Genomic DNA, 14,738 nt, shown 5'->3' with positions numbered 1-14,738 from the left:
ATACCGGGTTCCGTCAAACAAACGGCACCCCGGCAATTTTATTTACACGGAAGGACGCACCCGCTTCTGCCCTCTTTGCCAAGTGAGACTTTCCCCGCCATCACTTAACCTACGTGGTGCGCCTTCGTTCCTTTATCTTATTATTTTTCCGCCCTAATTCAGCTTCCGCCGACCGGACGAATCGCTCGTGCCCTTTCATTCCAACTAAACGTCAATCGGTTCTTCACCGCAAGCATAGTCAGGCGCTGTCTGCCTTATCCACAATTGGCCTGCGGCCGCACGCCCTGGCCATCGTGGACAACCCCGAATTCCGCACAAACCCGGGTCTCAAATGCCGACTTTAGAAGCGATCTTTGAGCCGTCTAATTTCCGAAAAAATTGTGGCGAGCGGGTGGCCGACCATTCCCAGCCTCTCCTGAATCTCCGGACTGTCGGGGCGCAGGAAGGGGTTTTGCGCCAGCTCGGCCGCCAGCGTCACAGGTAACGTTGCCTGCCCATCCGCCCTAAGCGCCTGTATCTCCTTGGCTCTTTGCTGAAGAGAGGCATTGTTCGGCTCGACGCTGAGCGCGAATCGCGCGTTCGATTCGCTATATTCATGGCCGCAATAGATGAGGGTTTCCTTGGGCAGAGCCATGATCTTTTGCACAGATTTCCACATCATCTCCCCATCTCCTTCAAGAAGACGGCCGCAGCCTAGGGAGAACAACGTATCGCCCACAAAGGTGACATTATCGTCAGGAAGCCAATAGGTCACATGACCCAGCGTGTGGCCGGGCGTCTCGAACACGGTCACGTTGTGGCCGCCGAGATCGAAGGTCGAGCCTTCCTTGACCGTGCGATCGATGCCAGGAACGCCCCCGGCTTCCTTCTCCGGCCCGATGATGACGCAGCCCGTCTCGGCCTTCAGCGCCTCGTTCCCCTCGATATGGTCGGGGTGATAATGCGTGGTTAAGATATGGGTCAGTTTCCAGCCGCGCTCTTTCAGAACCTGCCGGATGGGTTCCGCTTCCGGCGCGTCGATCGCGGCGGTCATCCTGGTTTCGGAATCGTGGATAATCACGCCGAAATTGTCGCTTCGGCAGGGAAATTGGACAATCGTCAACTCGGCCATCGCATCGTCTCCTTTGCATCGGGCGCCTGTTTGACCCAGGGGCGCATTTGCTATCATAAAACGCGAGCCGGTACTGCGTCTGTCGGATGGAAGGCAAGATCGGGAAAAGGCTCGTCCCCGTCAAGGCACGGATGCGGAGGGGGTTCCTGTCGCCGCGAGACAGCGGCGGGATTCCCGGTCAGGATCGGCGAGGGGTCAAGCGATCGTGATCTTTGGTGAGGTGGTGAGGCAATGCGGCCCGATGTCAGCGAGCTGAGCGAATTCTACCGCGGCCCCCTGGGCGCGGTGGCGCGCCGGCTGCTGGCCCACCGGATCCGCAGCGTCTGGCCCAATGTCTGCGCCGACGCCGTGCTCGGCATCGGCTATGCGGCGCCCTTCATGCGGCCCTTCCGCAATGAGGCGCGCCGTCTCCTGCTCGCCATGCCCGAAGAACAGGGTGCGGTGCGCTGGCCGGAAGAGGGGCCTGTCTGCAGCTTTCTCGCCAATGAGACGGAATTGCCGCTCGCCGACGCCTCTGTCGATCGGGTACTCGCGGTGCATTGCCTGGAGCATTCGGGCTCGGCCCGGCCGCTGCTGCGGGAAATCTGGCGGGTGCTGGCGCCGGAAGGGCGCCTGCTGCTGGTGGTGCCGAACCGGCGCGGCCTATGGGCCCGGATCGACTCGACGCCGTTCGGTTATGGTCATCCCTTCAGCCGAGGGCAACTCGAACGGCTTCTCGCCGATTGCCTCTATAGCGCGACCGGCTGGTGGCCCAGCCTGTTCATGCCGCCGGTCAACCGGCCGATCGTCCTGAATACCGCGGTCGCCTGGGAGCGCATCGGCAGTTATGCGTGGCCGGCCTTTTCCGGCGTCATGATCGTCGAGGCGCAGAAGCAGATCTATGCGCCGATCGCCAAGCCCGCCAAAGCCAAGCGCCAGGCCGTACCGGCCCGCGTGCCGCATGGCGAGGTGGTCCCGGGCTGAAATCTGCTTCGGTGCCGCATAACAAAAATCCGCCGACCAAGATGACCGGCGGATTTTTGCGCGTCCTACATCACTCCGAAGAGATAAAGCAGGATGATAATTGGTATCGGAATACCAACCAACCAAAGCAGAACTCCGCGCATATTGTGAACTCCTGATTTCCTTAGAAACGGTTTCCGGGCAGTTAACTCGCCGCCCGGCCACAAGTTCCATGCAGCTTTTAGAGTTCGCCGGCTGGGAACTCAGAAGATTCCGCTGCGTTGTTTGGCGATAGGGTCCAGCGAGGGAGGCGGCACTCGCAAACTGCCGCACTCGCGCTTTATCGATTAGTAACGGAGAGGAAGATCCAATGAAACTCAAGCTTCTGACCATTAGCGCCGCCACGGCGGCTCTGCTGGCCACCGGCGTGATTGCGCAGGACCGCCCGGCCACCGATCCGGCCACCCCCCCGGCCGTGACGCAGACGCCGAAAGCGACGACGACCACCACGACCAAGACCACGACGGAAGCAATTCAATTTGCGACCGGCGTCGGCGCCAACCAGATGCTGGTGAGCGAATTGACCGGCACCGACGTTCGCAACGCGGCGGGCGAAGCGCTCGGCGACATCAGCGATATCGTGGTCGACGGCTCCGGCCAACCGGCTGTCGCCATCATCGGCGTCGGCGGCTTCCTGGGCCTCGGCGAGAAGAATATCGGCGTCCCGTTCGCCGCCCTGACCTTCACGCAGGACAATTCCAATATTCGCGTCGCCCGTCTCGACACGACTAAGGATGCCTTGCAGGCCGCTCCGAGCTTCGTCTATGCCGATGCCAAGGCCGTCAGCCAGCCGGTAAAGACTCAGTAAAACTGAGTCTCATCCGCTACCGAGCCCGGTCCGCCAGCGCGCGGCCGGGCTTTTTCTTTGTCAGCGCCGCACCGCCCCGGCACCGGCGCGCAGACGCTCAGGATTTCTTGTTCGGCAGACCCTTGCGCTTGGTCTCGGCGAATTCCTCAAGCTGTGTCTCGCTCATCGAGGCTTCCATCTGCTTGGAGGCGCCTTTCAGCTTCGATTTCGGCGTCTCGCCGCGCTTGGCCGAAAGCGCCGCCCCGGCGGCCTGCTGCTGCGCTTTGCTCTTTGCGGGCATTTTCTCGTCTCCTTTGCTGGCATGGGTGAGAACGAGGCAACCAACAGTCTGGCGCGCCGGTTCCGTGCGGTGGAACCGGACGGAAGCGGCAAGGGTTACTTCCACGAATCAAAGCGCAAGGAGGCGTTTCATGAATCGCGACGAAGCCCCACCCTATGTCGACCACAGCACAGGCCCTGTGCGGACGGAAACCCAGACCAAGCAGGCGGGCGCCCCGCGCGCGACGGTTTGGATCCTAGGCGCGTCCATTCTGCTCGCCCTTATCATCGGCGGAATGCTGCTGTCCAACACGGACGAGGTGCCGCCGAGCACGCAGCGCAGCACCACCGAGCAATCGGCCCCGGCGCAGGCGCCCGAAGGCGTCCAACCGGTGACCCCGGCCCAGCCGGCCTCGCCGCCGACCAATCAGTAGGTCAAGCATAAAAAAGGCCCGCCTCCCGGCGGGCTTTTTCTTTGCCTCGTTATTTTTTTATGCCTTCCAGAGCGCGCCGAGGATAAACCCGACGCCGATCGCGAGGGCCAGCGTGGTCATCGGCTGCTTGGCCAGCGAATCGTCCAGCGCATTGCCGAAATTGTGGGCGACCTCGCGGACGGAACCCGCGGCGTCCTCGGCCTTGTCATGCGCGTTGTTGGCGGCCGCCTGGGCCTTGTATGCGGCGGTCTGGGAGAGATTGTCTTCGCGCTTCATTCTCCATCTCCTGTCTGAGGGTGTAATTGCCTTGACGTAACGCGCCGTCACCTTGCGAGTTCCGGCCCATGGAAAGTGGTTGGCGGCCGCCCGACAGAGGAACTTGCGCGGCAAGCCTTGCGTTGAACTCCCAGAACACAACAACACGGGAAACAGCACCATGGCACAAGCAACCGTCCACCCCAATCACCAGTTGATCTCGAGTGAAGATGTCGAGGGCACCAAGGTTTTCAGTCCCAACCGGGAGGAAATCGGTGAAATCGACCATCTGATGATCGACAAGGTATCGGGCAAGGTGACTTACGCGGTCATCAGCTTCGGCGGCTTTCTCGGTTTCGGGCACAGCCATTATCCGGTTCCGTGGCAAGCGTTGAAATACGACACCACGCTGGACGGCTTCATCACCGGCATCACCGAAGCCCAACTCCGCGACGCTCCCACCTTCAGCGACGATAGCTGGATGGACCGCAATTGGGAAGAAGGCGTACACCGCCATTACAAGACCCAGCCTTACTGGGCCTGAGATTCGTGCGCCTGAGGACTGCGGAAAAGGGGCTCGGAAGAGCCCCTTTTTTGCGGCCTGAAGAGGATTGGTTTTGATGCGGTTGGTCGCCGCCATCTCTTGTGGTGTCGTTCCCGCCTTCGCGGGAATGACAAGAATCGGGTGCATTGCGCCTAAGGTCTAAATGATCCCGCCCTACACCTTCGTCGCGGCGCGGCGGCCCCAGGCGACGCGGTAGAGGTCGAAGCGGCGATCCTTCAGGTTGCGCACCGTGCCCGAGGCGCGGGCGACTCGCAGATCGCCCAGGCGCAGATCGGCGAGCGCGATGGTCTCGGTATTGGCACCCGTATCGGCCGCCACGCCGTCGCGCGCAAAGGCGAAGTCGCACGGCGTGATGATGCAGCTCTGGGCGTAGTGGATGTCCATGTTCTCGACATTGGGCAGATTGCCGACCACGCCCGATAACACGACGTAGCACTGGTTCTCGATGGCGCGGGCATGTCCGCAATAGCGCACGCGCAGATAGCCACGCTGCTCGTCGGTGCAGAACGGCACGAACAGGATCATCGCCCCCTGGTCGACCAGATGCCGGGCCAGTTCCGGGAACTCCGCGTCGTAGCAGATCAGCACGCCGATGGGCCCGCAATCGGTGTTGATGGCATTCAGCGTATTGCCACCCTTCAGGTTCCACCAGTAGGCCTCGTTCGGCGTCGGGTGGATCTTCTCCTGCGCGTGGATCGAGCCGTCGCGCAGGAAGACGAAGCAGACATTCTTCATTTCGCCCGCATCGTCCTTGGTCGGATGCGAGCCGGCGATGATGTTGATGTTGTAGCTGACCGACAGGTTGCTGCAGAACTCCTTGAACCAGGCCGTGTAGCTCGACAGCCGCTCGATCGACTCGCTCGCCGACAGCGCCTTTTCCTCCAGCGACAGCAGTTCCAGCGTGAACAGTTCCGGGAAGACTACGAAATCGGCGCGGTAATCGGACGCGACGTCGACGAAATATTCCACCTGCTGGGCGAATTGCTCCTTGGCGCTGATGCCGCGCATCTGGAACTGCACCGTGACGACGCGGACATTGTCCTGGGTCGACATGTGCAGCGTCTCGCCCTTGCCCCTGGGGGTCTGGTCGGCGAGCGGATTGCGCCAGAGCATATGCACCGCAAAGCCGCGCGATTCCTGGTCGCTGACGTCATAATTGCGGATGATGCCCATCGTCTCGAAATCATCGGCGAGGTGGAACTGTATGGCGCTGTCGCGCACCCGCCCCTCCTTCACCGCCTCCAGATAGCCCTCGGGCGTCGGATATTCCGCCCGGCGGCGCGCGTAGCCCGGCATCCGGCCTCCGAAGACGATGCCTTTCAGCTTGTAATCTTCGCACAGCCGCCGGCGGGCGCTGTAGAGGCGCTGGCCGATGCGCAGCCGCCGGAAACGGCTGTCGACGCACACGCCCATGCCGTAGAGGTAATCGCCATTGGGATCGTGGCGCGAGGCCATGCCGTCGCCGGTGATCTCGTCCCAGCTATGCGGCTTGAGCGCGATATCGCCGTCGATGATGAAGGTGGCGCAATGGCCGACGATCTCGCCGCCGCGCTCGGCGACGAACTGGCCTTCGGGGAAATTGTTGATCTGGCTGCGCACCGCGCGCTCATAGTCCCAGGGCGGCGCAACGAAGGTGCGCTCGCTGAGGCGGGCGATGGCGGGCACGTCCGAGAGGCGCGCGAGGCGGACGACGAGCTTATCCTTCGTGATGGCGGGCGTGTTCAGCACTGGCGTCTTCCTGGCTTGTTTTTGGGGATCATGCGCCGCGCGGGCGCGAATCCTGGCGCTTGCGGTAGCATCGAGACCTTACCTAAGAGCATTTTCCGGAATTGCGACTGTTTTCTTCCCGGAATCCGGCCAGCCAAGCATGAGGGAGACTACGGCGGGCCCCAAGCGGGCAGAATTTATCCCCGACTGTCACCCGTTTGTCCTATTCGCAAATCCCCACCTTCGCTACGCTAAAACATCACCCATTTCGTTATGAGTCCGTAGTTTCGATGACTCCCAGACAGATCCGGCTCGTCCAGCGTAGCTTTGCCCTGATCGAGCCCTATGCCGATCAGGTCGGCACCTCCTTTTACGCAAAACTTGGCGAATTGGCACCGGACATTCGTCCGGCGCTGCAATCCGACCTCGAGGCCAGCAAACGCAAACTGATGAAATTCCTTGGCGAATTCGTCAAGCTGCAACTCCGCTCGCTGCTGACCATGCCCGTCACGGGCGCGCGCGAACTCGAGATCGCCATTCCCGGCGTCGCGGAGCTGGTCGCCGACCATGCCCAGCTCGGCCTCGGCAGCGACGATTTTGGCCTCGGCAAGGAAGCGCTGCTGGCAAGCATCGCCGAGCAGCTTGGCGACCAGTTCGACGAGCCGACCGCCGCCGCCTGGACCGCCGCTTTCGACATGATCTCCGACTCGATGATCCGCGTCATGCGCGGCGAGGCGCCGGTCGCCGCCGAGCTCGAAACGGCCGGAGCCGCCCGCATCGAGACCGACGCCCGGGCGCTGGAATCGCTTTACCGGCATTGATGGCGGCATAGGGCGTCCGAACTCGGACGCCCCCCGGCCTCTCCTACCGCGCTTTTATGGGCGATGCGCCCAGATGCAGGCCCGCATCGATCATAATGAACTCGCCGGTGACATGCCGCGAGGCAGGCGAGGCGAAATACACCACCGTCTCGGCGATATCCTCGGGCGTCGAGGCGCGCTGCAGCGGTGTCGTCTGTTCGATATTGCGGGCGATGGCCCCGTCGGCCTGGGCGCCCGCCCATTTGGTGAACCAGCCGGACGCCATATAGCCGGGGCAAACCGCATTGACGCGGATCCGCGGCGCCAGCGAGCGGGCCAGCGACAGCGTCAGCGTGTTCAGCGCGCCCTTGGAGGCGGCATAGGCGGAGGACGAGCCCGTCCCCATCACGCCCGCGATCGAGGAGATGTTGACCACGGCGCCCTCGCCCGAAGCGTCGAGCGCCTTGCGGGCGGCGCGGACCATCTGATAGGCGCCGATCACATTCACCCGGTAGATGCGCTCGAAATCCTCCGCCTCGAGGGCGTCGAGATCCTTCTGGTCGGCGAATTTGGTGATGCCGGCATTGTTGATGAGCACATCGACGCCGCCGAAGGCTTCCCGCGCCGACGCCACGACGCTCTCGCAATCGGCGAAATCGGCGACGCTGCCTTTCACCGCGAACGCCTTCACCCCCTCGGCGCGGCAGGCCTCGGCGACCGCCGCGGCCGCTTCGGCGCTCGCGGCATAGTTCACCGTGATATTCGCTCCGCGCTTGGCCAGCGCCAGTGCGGTCGCCGCGCCGAGCCCCGTACCCGCCCCGGTTATGATGACGCTCTTCCCATCCATGTTTTTCATTGCCTGTCCTGTCGCTTTTGCAGTTCTACGAGACTAGCAATTCGAAGAATTCGCGTCAGGCATTCTTGGTGATCCCGCACCGCGCCATGCTGGACATTCGGGTGCTGCAGCCTCATTCTGGCTCAATACGCGGCTGGGGAGGCGGCGATGCCATTGGACGGCGAACTTATCATTCAGCTCGACCGGGTGCGCGCGCGGGCCAGGGCCAGCTTCAAGCATCTGTCCTACCTGCGGCGGCTGACGACGCAGATGGCCGCCTTCCCGTCGGAAAGGGCCTTCTGATGGGCGCGCAAACCGCCGCTGACGGCAGCGCCTTCGACTATATCATCGTCGGCGCGGGATCGGCGGGTGCGGTGCTCGCCGGCCGCCTCAGCGCGGACCCCGCCGTCAGCGTCTGCCTGATCGAGGCCGGGCCCCCAGACAAGCACACCTTCCTGCACGTTCCCTTCGGGCTCGCCGGCCTGTCGAAAGTGCCGGGCATAAGCTGGTCCTACGAGACGACGCCGCAGCTCGAGCTCGGCGGCCGCCGGCTGCACTGGCCGCGCGGCAAAACCCTCGGCGGCTCCAGCTCGATCAACGCCATGTGCTACATTCGCGGCGCGCCGGAGGATTATGACGGCTGGGCCGAGCAGGGGGCGACCGGCTGGGGCTGGGCATCGGTGCTGCCCTATTTCCGGCGCTCCGAGGACCAGGAGCGCGGCGCCGACGATTATCACGCCATTGGCGGCCCGCTCTCGGTCAGCGACCTGCGCCATGTCAGCCCGCTTTCGCGCGCCTTCGCCGAGGCGGGCGGCGAGTTGCAGCTTCACGCCAACCCCGATTTCAACGGCGAGCGCCAGGACGGGCTCGGCCTCTATCAGGTGACGCAGACGGCCGGCCGCCGCTGCTCGACGGCCAGAGCCTATCTGCGCCCGGCGGCGGGACGCTCGAACCTCGCCATCCTGACGGAGAGCTTTGCCGAAGCGGTGCTGTTCGAGGGGCGCAAGGCGCGGGGCGTCAGGCTCTCGCGCGGCGGCGAGACGCTCCATCTCAAGGCGGAACGCGAAGTGCTGCTCTGCGGAGGGGCGGTGAACTCGCCGCAACTGCTGATGCTGTCCGGCATCGGTCCGGCGGCGCATCTGACGGATTTCGGCATCGCGCCCATCGCCGACCGCCCCGGCGTCGGCCAGAATTTGCAGGACCATCTCGACGCCACCCTGCAGCACAGCACGCGCTCGCGCGCCGGTTATGCCATCGCGGTCTCGGCACTGCCGGCCATGATCTGGGGCGTGCTCAATTACGCGTTGCGCAAGCGCGGCTTCCTGACCTCGAACATCGCCGAGGCGGGCGGGTTTGCCCGGGTCCGTCCGGACGCGGCGCTGCCGGAGGTGCAGTTCCATTTCCTGCCGGTGCGCATCGAAAATCATGGCCGCAGCCGCGTCTTCGGCTATGGCTACAGCCTGCATACCTGCTGCCTGCAACCGAAAAGCCGGGGCGAAATCCGGCTCGCCTCATCCGATCCGGTCAAGCCGCCGGCCATCAACCCGCGCTATCTCGACCATGAAGACGACGCGCGCATCATGATCGAGGGCTTGCGGCTCGGCCGGCGCATTCTCGCCGCGCCTGCCTTCGACCCCTATCGCGGCCCCGAACTCGACCCCGGCCCGGACATGCAGTCGGATGCAGAACTGCTCGCCTTCATCCGCGCCCGCGCCGAGACCATCTATCACCCGGTCGGCACCTGCCGCATGGGCCGCGCGGACGATCCCGGCGCCGTCGTCGATCCGGAGCTGAAGGTGATCGGCACGGAAGGCTTGCGCGTCGTCGACGCCTCGGTGATGCCGAGTTTGATCCGGGGCAATACCAACGCCCCCACCATCATGATCGCCGAACGCGCCGCCGATTTGATTGTGGGGCGGGGGTTGTAGTGGCGGCAGAAGGGCCTGGTTCCCTGCGGCTCCCCGCGCTCGTCATTCCCGCGAAGGCGCGAATCCGGTACGCCGCAGCAATCGCGGCTTAGCGCTGCCTACCGGCTGGCTTTGCCCTTTACTGAATCCCCGCTTTCGCGGGGATGACAATAATCGGGATCTCAATGAATCGCGAAAATCGCCGGCGCAACGCAGAGCGCCGCCAGCCCGATCGGGATTCCGTAAGGGCAAAGCCCATTTCTCGCCCAACGGCTGAACTTGCTCAGCACCGGCAATTCCGAGAGGATCGGATAATAGGGCAGCGCCCGCCGCAGCGCGAGCAGCGACATGGCCAGCGCGCCGCCGAAAACCGCAAACAGCACGATGAAGCTGACCCCCTGCCCCGGTCCCGCCCACAGCATCAGGGCGCTCAGGAACTTCACGTCCCCCGCGCCGAGCCAGCCCAGCGCGAAGAACCCGAACAGCAGCGCGAACACCCCGCCTGCCAGCATCAGATGTAGCCAGATATGCGCAACGCCGCCCAACAGGGCATAGGCCGCGAAGGCGGCAACCAGCACGATCGAGACGCTGTTGGGAATGCGCAGCCGCGAGAAATCGGAGACCATCGCGAACATCACGCTGACGACGAAAGTCGCGGCGAACAGGAATTGCACGGTCTGGTTCACGGGGCCTCCCCAGCTCCGGTCATGAGAGCGGGAGTGGGACCGGTTTTCCGCTCGTCAGCCCGCCTCCAAATGCAAGACTGAGATCATTGTGATCTCAAGCCACACCCGCTCTAGGAATCAGGCGGCTCGGGCAGCTCCATCCAGCCGGTGAATTCGTTATATTCGAACAGCCGGTCGCCGTCATCGTGCCATTTGCCGAAGGCCGAATTCCAATAGCCGACGATCACGCCGCCCTGCCGGCAGAAGCTCCCCTTCTTGAAGAGCAGCACCGGCCGGTCGTCCTTGGGATGGGTCGACAGCCGCGCCCAACGCGCGCGGCCGCCGCCGCCCTGCGCCTCCCATTCGCCGCACCAATGATGCGAGCGGGTGCGGAACCAGGAGAAATTGCCATGCGGCGGGTTGCGCCGGCACTCGCCGCTCTTTTCGTCGAAATAGAGCCGGTTCTCGGAATCGCCGTCCTGGCAGTAGAAGCGGCAATTGGCGCAGAGCTGGTTTTTACGGTCAATCATCGGCAGCTTGGCCAAGGCTCGGCTGGCTCCTTCCGGCTACAGGACGCATGTCAGAAAGGGCGCTCATCGCCGGTCACGCCGCCCGCTCGGCCAGCGACAACGACGGCGAGGCGTCAAGAAACTCCGCCGCCAGCCGGTTGAGCCGCGCCGCCGTGTCCAGACCCGCGCCGCCCGCCTGCCGGGCATGCGATGCGAGCCGCTCGGCCGCGTGGCGCAACAGACCCGCCGCCTTGCGGTAGCGCCGCTGCTGGCGGCCGTCGGCCAAGGCGCGGATCGCCGTCTCGGCCGCCTCGATATTGCTGTCGGCAAAGAGCCGCCGGGCATCGTCCGCGTCCGGGGAGAGCAGCGATTGCAGCGCATCCCGCAGCGACACCAGCACGACATTGTCGAACAGCTTGCCGCCGGCGTGGCGCAGTCGGGCGATGATCTTTTCCTCGTCGCGGCCGCGCCGCACGGCGTCCTTGTAGGTCACCAGCATCAACGCCGATTTGCGGTTCGCCGCCGCGATACGCCGGAAGGCGGCCGCTTCGGTTTCCTTCCAGGCCTGCGTCGCCAGCGTGCACCAGATGCTGAAATCGACCTTGCGGAAGGCGCGGCGTGACGGGCTGGTCAATGCGCCATCCGGGCTCGCCCGCACCTCGACGATTTCGAGATGGCGCAGAAAATCGAGCGGCAGCCCGATCTCGATCAGACGCATCGGCGCTTGCGGCGTCTTGCGGGGCGCGCCCACCAGATCGCCCGGACCGATCATCGGCGCGCGCGGGCCGGAGCGGCCCGCCGTCGCGGCGTCGTAGATCACGCTGGCGCTCATGGCGCGCGCGACCACCGTCTCGGGCTTGATCAGGCGGCCGAAGGCTTTCGAGGTCAGCCGGTTGCGGCTGCCATCGGGGCTGACCGCATGGACGGCGGGTTCGGCGGCGTAGCGGATCAGCAACTGGTTGCCTTCCCCAGCAAAAGCGCCCGAAGGGAGCACCTGATGCTTCAGCAGATAGTTGATAAGCAGGCTCTTGCCGGCATTCTCCTCGCCCAGCACCGCCATCCGCAGCGGCCGGGCGAGGCAGCGCTCCAGCCGGTCGAGCGCGCGGCGCACGGGACCGAGCAGGGCCGACGGCTTGCCCCCCGCCGCCTCCGCCAAGGCATGGCGGATGGACCTGAGCTCCGCCATCAGGCTGTCTTGGTTGCTGGCCACCGGGGCGGCGCTCCTAATTGCTCATCATCTGGATGCATTGACGCCGGATCGTCACTGAATCGGCGCTCAGCTCCTCGCAGCGTAGCAGAGACTGGCGGCACTCCGCCAGAAATTGATCCCAGAAGAATGGCGCCACCCATTCCTGTCCCCCGTCCGCCCGGCCGGACATGGTTTTGCGTGCCGAAACAAGCTGTTGCAGCTGCTGCGCGATCGGGTAGACGGCGCTGTAGCTCAGGAAGCGCAGCCGCCGCAGGGCGTCGGACACATGCTCCTTCTGCGATGCTTCGGCGAGCTGAAACAGCTCCTCGATCAGTTCGGCGAAGGAGGCCGAAACGAGCTGCTTGAATTTCTCGGCTTCGGCCGGATTGACCTGCGCGGCATGCGCGCGCGGGAGCCAGTAGCTGTCGAGATCGAGCCCCGTCACCTTGCTCAGCGGCATGATAGAAGGCGGCGGCAGGCTGGTCGCCTGGATGCCGAAATGCAGCACATTGTCGAGCGCCGGCAGCGCCTCCTGCACCGTCACGCGCAAGGCCGCCTCCGCCTCCTGCTGGCGGGTGAGGAACTGCTTGGAGATCTCGGTGATGTATTTGTAGAAATCCTCGGCGAGCTGCGAGCGGAGCTGGAAGGTCTGCTCCTGGAACTCGCCGCGAAAGGCGGCATAGGAGCCGTATTGCAGCAGCCTTTCGCGCTGCTGCTCGGCGAAATTGTCGGCCGTGTAGATCATGAAGCGGCGCAAGCGGCCGATCTCCTCGGCGGTCAGCACCGTGAACTCATGCTCGCAGGTGGCCAGCGTCGCCTCCACCTTGGACAGCAACGTCTCCAGCTCCTGCAAGCTGCGGCTCGCCCGGCCGCGGATCCAGCCGTCGCCGCCATCGCCGCCTTGCAGCGTCTTGATGCCGTAGCGCATGGCGATCGAAGTATTTTCGGCAATCGCCCCGAGCGTCGAGGCCACCGGCAGCAGCCGCTCCGCCGTCACCGAATGGCCGATCAGCCGCGAGATCGCCGAGACGATGGCCGGAATGCCGGACGCGCGATAGAGCATCTGCGCGGATCGCTCCGGCGTCCAGTCGGCGCGGGGCCGCTCGAAGCCGGGCTCGCCGTGGCGCGCCAGATCCTCGGCATAATCGCCGAAGGAGGAGGCGAGCGCCGCGTCGCGCTCATCGATGTCGGGGCTGAGCGCGGCATTGCCCCAATGGGCGCTGGCCAGCACCACCGGGATCTCGGTATGCGGGAATTCGCGCTTCAGGCTGGCGCGGACATGGGCGGCCAGCCGTTCCGCCGCGCCGCCCGCGACATTCACCAGGTCGATGCGGTTGACGACGGCGATGATGCGGTCCTTCTGCAGGCCCTTTAGCATCCGCAGCAGGGCCAGATCGCTTTTGGACAGCGGCTGCTGCGCGGTCAGCACCACCAGATAGATGTCGGCGTCGCCCAGATTGCCTTGCGTGATCTCGTCCCGCACCAGGAACGGGTCGTTGACGCCGGGCGTGTCGATGATGATCGAGGGATAGCCGAGCGGCTGGCCTTCGAGGAAAACCTCGGCGGTCTTGGTGATGTCGGAATAATGCCGGCGGTCGCCATCGGCGGCGGGCACGTCGTCATAATCGCCGGCGCTGACATAGCGCTCGAGCAGCCCAGCCGTAACGGAGGAGAACAGGTGGTGCTTGCCGAGCAGCTTTGGATATTCCGCGCCGAGCCGGGTCTCCGCGCGCTGGCGCAGCTCCTCCAGCGGCTCCTCGAGCTGTTCGGGCCGGAGCGCGGCGTGGCGCTCCATGGTCATGGCCCCGGCGCGCCCCCCCGACATGATGCGCTCCCATTCGTCGTCGCTGAAGAACTGGAACAGGGCGGTGTTGTTCTGCTCTGCGGCGGAGCCGAAATAGAGCTTGGTGATGACGGCGGTCGAGGGGTTGACGTCGGTCGGCAGCAGGTCGGGCCGGCGGATCAGCGCGTTGATGAGCGTGCTCTTGCCGGCCTTGATCTGGCCGATCACCGCGATGCGGCAGCTATGCGATTCCAGATCGCTCAGCAGCGAATGTACGAAGCTGCCGACGCGGCCATGGATGGCATCCTGCAGATCCTCGCCGAGTTCGCCGACGCGGCGCTTCATCTCGCCGAGCCGCGAGGTGACGCGGGCATCGGTCAGGCTGGAAAAGCTCTCAGGCGGTGCGGTCATTTCTGCCTCCGCACCGGGTCGCGGCCCCCAGGCCCAGGCGCGTTGCCAGCGCGCCGTCCGTCGAACTCACCGGCATTTCCCCAAAGTCGAGCGGCAGCATGATCCCGCAAATCCTTCCAAAATGCCCAAATCTGAAACTGATTTTGCCGTTCGCGGCCAAATTCCAATGCCTACCCATTATCAGGGTCTTATACCATGTTTGACGTTTTATTGAATGCCGCAGACGCACGTTCCGGTCACTAGAACTGTCGCAAATTCGCTGAAGTTTTCCGGAACAAATGTCTGACTGGTGAATTATACGAGCTCAGAATGGGCGCCGGCTGTCCGCGTCAGCCCGGCGAAAGTTTCGTCCCGATTCGTCGTCCCGCCCATCGCCATTCCCCTCGAGAGGGTCCGCCTAGCAACAAAGAATAAGACGAGATGATCGACCTGCCCCGGCCCGCGTGCCGGGGTTTTTTGTGGCCGCGCGGCCGTCACGGCGCGGCTTTGCCATTCGGAA

The 14,738-nt window shown here is 64.3% G+C and carries 16 protein-coding genes; 7 read left to right on the top strand and 9 right to left on the bottom strand.

Annotated elements, in window-relative coordinates:
• Positions 1–340: 340 nt before the first annotated feature.
• The gene (gloB, locus tag BLEFHOIH_RS11145; protein ID WP_088345392.1) at positions 341–1,111 is read right to left on the bottom strand and encodes a hydroxyacylglutathione hydrolase; all 771 of its coding nucleotides are present in this window, start codon (positions 1,109–1,111) and stop codon (positions 341–343) included.
• A 231-nt stretch (positions 1,112–1,342) separates the two neighbouring features.
• On the opposite strand from gloB, the gene BLEFHOIH_RS11140 reads away from it, so the two are divergent.
• Entirely contained in the window at positions 1,343–2,074 is a 732-nt protein-coding gene (locus BLEFHOIH_RS11140) for a methyltransferase domain-containing protein (RefSeq protein WP_088345390.1), read from the top strand.
• 349 nt (positions 2,075–2,423) lie between these two features.
• Positions 2,424–2,921 carry a PRC-barrel domain-containing protein gene (locus tag BLEFHOIH_RS11135; protein ID WP_088345387.1) on the top strand — a complete coding sequence of 166 codons (498 nt, stop codon included), beginning with the start codon at positions 2,424–2,426 and terminating at the stop codon, positions 2,919–2,921.
• A 97-nt stretch (positions 2,922–3,018) separates the two neighbouring features.
• Here the strand turns inward: BLEFHOIH_RS11135 and BLEFHOIH_RS11130 are convergent, their stop codons facing one another.
• Positions 3,019–3,201: a DUF3008 family protein gene (locus BLEFHOIH_RS11130; protein ID WP_088345385.1), complete on the bottom strand. Its 183-nt coding sequence runs from the start codon at positions 3,199–3,201 to the stop codon at positions 3,019–3,021.
• 130 nt (positions 3,202–3,331) lie between these two features.
• Between BLEFHOIH_RS11130 and BLEFHOIH_RS11125 the strand changes: the two genes are divergently transcribed.
• The gene (locus BLEFHOIH_RS11125) at positions 3,332–3,613 is read left to right on the top strand and encodes a hypothetical protein (RefSeq protein WP_088345383.1); all 282 of its coding nucleotides are present in this window, start codon (positions 3,332–3,334) and stop codon (positions 3,611–3,613) included.
• A gap of 57 nt (positions 3,614–3,670) precedes the next feature.
• On the opposite strand, the gene BLEFHOIH_RS11120 is transcribed toward BLEFHOIH_RS11125, so the two are convergent.
• Complete coding sequence (locus tag BLEFHOIH_RS11120) at positions 3,671–3,889, bottom strand: DUF883 family protein (RefSeq protein ID WP_088345381.1); 219 nt, start codon at positions 3,887–3,889, stop codon at positions 3,671–3,673.
• 160 nt (positions 3,890–4,049) lie between these two features.
• Here BLEFHOIH_RS11120 and BLEFHOIH_RS11115 point away from each other — a divergent pair, with 160 nt between their 5' ends.
• Positions 4,050–4,412, top strand: coding sequence for a PRC-barrel domain-containing protein (locus BLEFHOIH_RS11115; RefSeq protein ID WP_088345379.1), 363 nt, complete (start codon positions 4,050–4,052; stop codon positions 4,410–4,412).
• A 174-nt stretch (positions 4,413–4,586) separates the two neighbouring features.
• On the opposite strand, the gene BLEFHOIH_RS11110 is transcribed toward BLEFHOIH_RS11115, so the two are convergent.
• Positions 4,587–6,161, bottom strand: a complete 1,575-nt coding sequence (locus tag BLEFHOIH_RS11110) for a GNAT family N-acetyltransferase (protein ID WP_245296970.1) — start codon at positions 6,159–6,161, stop codon at positions 4,587–4,589.
• A gap of 269 nt (positions 6,162–6,430) precedes the next feature.
• Here BLEFHOIH_RS11110 and BLEFHOIH_RS11105 point away from each other — a divergent pair, with 269 nt between their 5' ends.
• A complete protein-coding gene (locus BLEFHOIH_RS11105) occupies positions 6,431–6,961 on the top strand; it encodes a globin domain-containing protein (RefSeq protein WP_088345378.1) in 531 nt (176 codons plus the stop codon).
• Positions 6,962–7,004: 43 nt separating this feature from the next.
• Here the strand turns inward: BLEFHOIH_RS11105 and BLEFHOIH_RS11100 are convergent, their stop codons facing one another.
• Positions 7,005–7,796 carry a glucose 1-dehydrogenase gene (locus BLEFHOIH_RS11100; RefSeq protein WP_088345377.1) on the bottom strand — a complete coding sequence of 264 codons (792 nt, stop codon included), beginning with the start codon at positions 7,794–7,796 and terminating at the stop codon, positions 7,005–7,007.
• A 147-nt stretch (positions 7,797–7,943) separates the two neighbouring features.
• Between BLEFHOIH_RS11100 and BLEFHOIH_RS27505 the strand changes: the two genes are divergently transcribed.
• Both BLEFHOIH_RS27505 and BLEFHOIH_RS11095 read left to right on the top strand, forming a co-directional pair.
• On the top strand, positions 7,944–8,078 hold the full coding sequence (locus BLEFHOIH_RS27505) for a hypothetical protein (RefSeq protein WP_280950390.1): 135 nt from the start codon (positions 7,944–7,946) through the stop codon (positions 8,076–8,078).
• Positions 8,078–9,703, top strand: coding sequence for a choline dehydrogenase (locus BLEFHOIH_RS11095; RefSeq protein WP_088345375.1), 1,626 nt, complete (start codon positions 8,078–8,080; stop codon positions 9,701–9,703). Before BLEFHOIH_RS27505 ends, BLEFHOIH_RS11095 begins: the two co-directional genes overlap by 1 nt.
• 161 nt (positions 9,704–9,864) lie before the next feature.
• On the opposite strand, the gene BLEFHOIH_RS11090 is transcribed toward BLEFHOIH_RS11095, so the two are convergent.
• The 4 genes from BLEFHOIH_RS11090 to BLEFHOIH_RS11075 all read right to left on the bottom strand — a co-directional run bounded on the left by BLEFHOIH_RS11090 (position 9,865) and on the right by BLEFHOIH_RS11075 (position 14,239).
• Complete coding sequence (locus tag BLEFHOIH_RS11090) at positions 9,865–10,368, bottom strand: prepilin peptidase (protein WP_088345373.1); 504 nt, start codon at positions 10,366–10,368, stop codon at positions 9,865–9,867.
• A gap of 110 nt (positions 10,369–10,478) precedes the next feature.
• The gene (locus tag BLEFHOIH_RS11085) at positions 10,479–10,892 is read right to left on the bottom strand and encodes a DUF551 domain-containing protein (protein ID WP_088345371.1); all 414 of its coding nucleotides are present in this window, start codon (positions 10,890–10,892) and stop codon (positions 10,479–10,481) included.
• A gap of 58 nt (positions 10,893–10,950) precedes the next feature.
• The gene (locus BLEFHOIH_RS11080; RefSeq protein WP_088345369.1) at positions 10,951–12,066 is read right to left on the bottom strand and encodes a hypothetical protein; all 1,116 of its coding nucleotides are present in this window, start codon (positions 12,064–12,066) and stop codon (positions 10,951–10,953) included.
• Between the two features lie 13 nt (positions 12,067–12,079).
• The gene (locus tag BLEFHOIH_RS11075) at positions 12,080–14,239 is read right to left on the bottom strand and encodes a dynamin family protein (RefSeq protein ID WP_088345367.1); all 2,160 of its coding nucleotides are present in this window, start codon (positions 14,237–14,239) and stop codon (positions 12,080–12,082) included.
• Between the last annotated feature and the right edge of the window lie 499 nt (positions 14,240–14,738).

The organism is Rhodomicrobium sp. R_RK_3 (genome assembly GCF_002198715.1).
Classification (GTDB): Bacteria; Pseudomonadota; Alphaproteobacteria; order Rhizobiales; family Rhodomicrobiaceae; genus R-RK-3.
Note: the sequence above shows the minus strand (reverse complement) of the source record. Positions and strands in the feature narration are given on the sequence as shown.

Bases quoted from the DNA above. Each gene is read 5' to 3' on its own strand.
- gloB (WP_088345392.1), bottom strand. From the start codon at position 1,111: ATGGCCGAGTTGACGATTGTCCAATTTCCCTGCCGAAGCGACAATTTC.
- BLEFHOIH_RS11095 (WP_088345375.1), top strand. From the start codon at position 8,078: ATGGGCGCGCAAACCGCCGCTGACGGCAGCGCCTTCGACTATATCATC.
- BLEFHOIH_RS11130 (WP_088345385.1), bottom strand. From the start codon at position 3,201: ATGCCCGCAAAGAGCAAAGCGCAGCAGCAGGCCGCCGGGGCGGCGCTT.
- BLEFHOIH_RS11115 (WP_088345379.1), top strand. From the start codon at position 4,050: ATGGCACAAGCAACCGTCCACCCCAATCACCAGTTGATCTCGAGTGAA.
- BLEFHOIH_RS11125 (WP_088345383.1), top strand. From the start codon at position 3,332: ATGAATCGCGACGAAGCCCCACCCTATGTCGACCACAGCACAGGCCCT.
- BLEFHOIH_RS11140 (WP_088345390.1), top strand. From the start codon at position 1,343: ATGCGGCCCGATGTCAGCGAGCTGAGCGAATTCTACCGCGGCCCCCTG.
- BLEFHOIH_RS27505 (WP_280950390.1), top strand. From the start codon at position 7,944: ATGCCATTGGACGGCGAACTTATCATTCAGCTCGACCGGGTGCGCGCG.
- BLEFHOIH_RS11135 (WP_088345387.1), top strand. From the start codon at position 2,424: ATGAAACTCAAGCTTCTGACCATTAGCGCCGCCACGGCGGCTCTGCTG.
- BLEFHOIH_RS11075 (WP_088345367.1), bottom strand. From the start codon at position 14,239: ATGACCGCACCGCCTGAGAGCTTTTCCAGCCTGACCGATGCCCGCGTC.
- BLEFHOIH_RS11120 (WP_088345381.1), bottom strand. From the start codon at position 3,889: ATGAAGCGCGAAGACAATCTCTCCCAGACCGCCGCATACAAGGCCCAG.
- BLEFHOIH_RS11100 (WP_088345377.1), bottom strand. From the start codon at position 7,796: ATGAAAAACATGGATGGGAAGAGCGTCATCATAACCGGGGCGGGTACG.
- BLEFHOIH_RS11105 (WP_088345378.1), top strand. From the start codon at position 6,431: ATGACTCCCAGACAGATCCGGCTCGTCCAGCGTAGCTTTGCCCTGATC.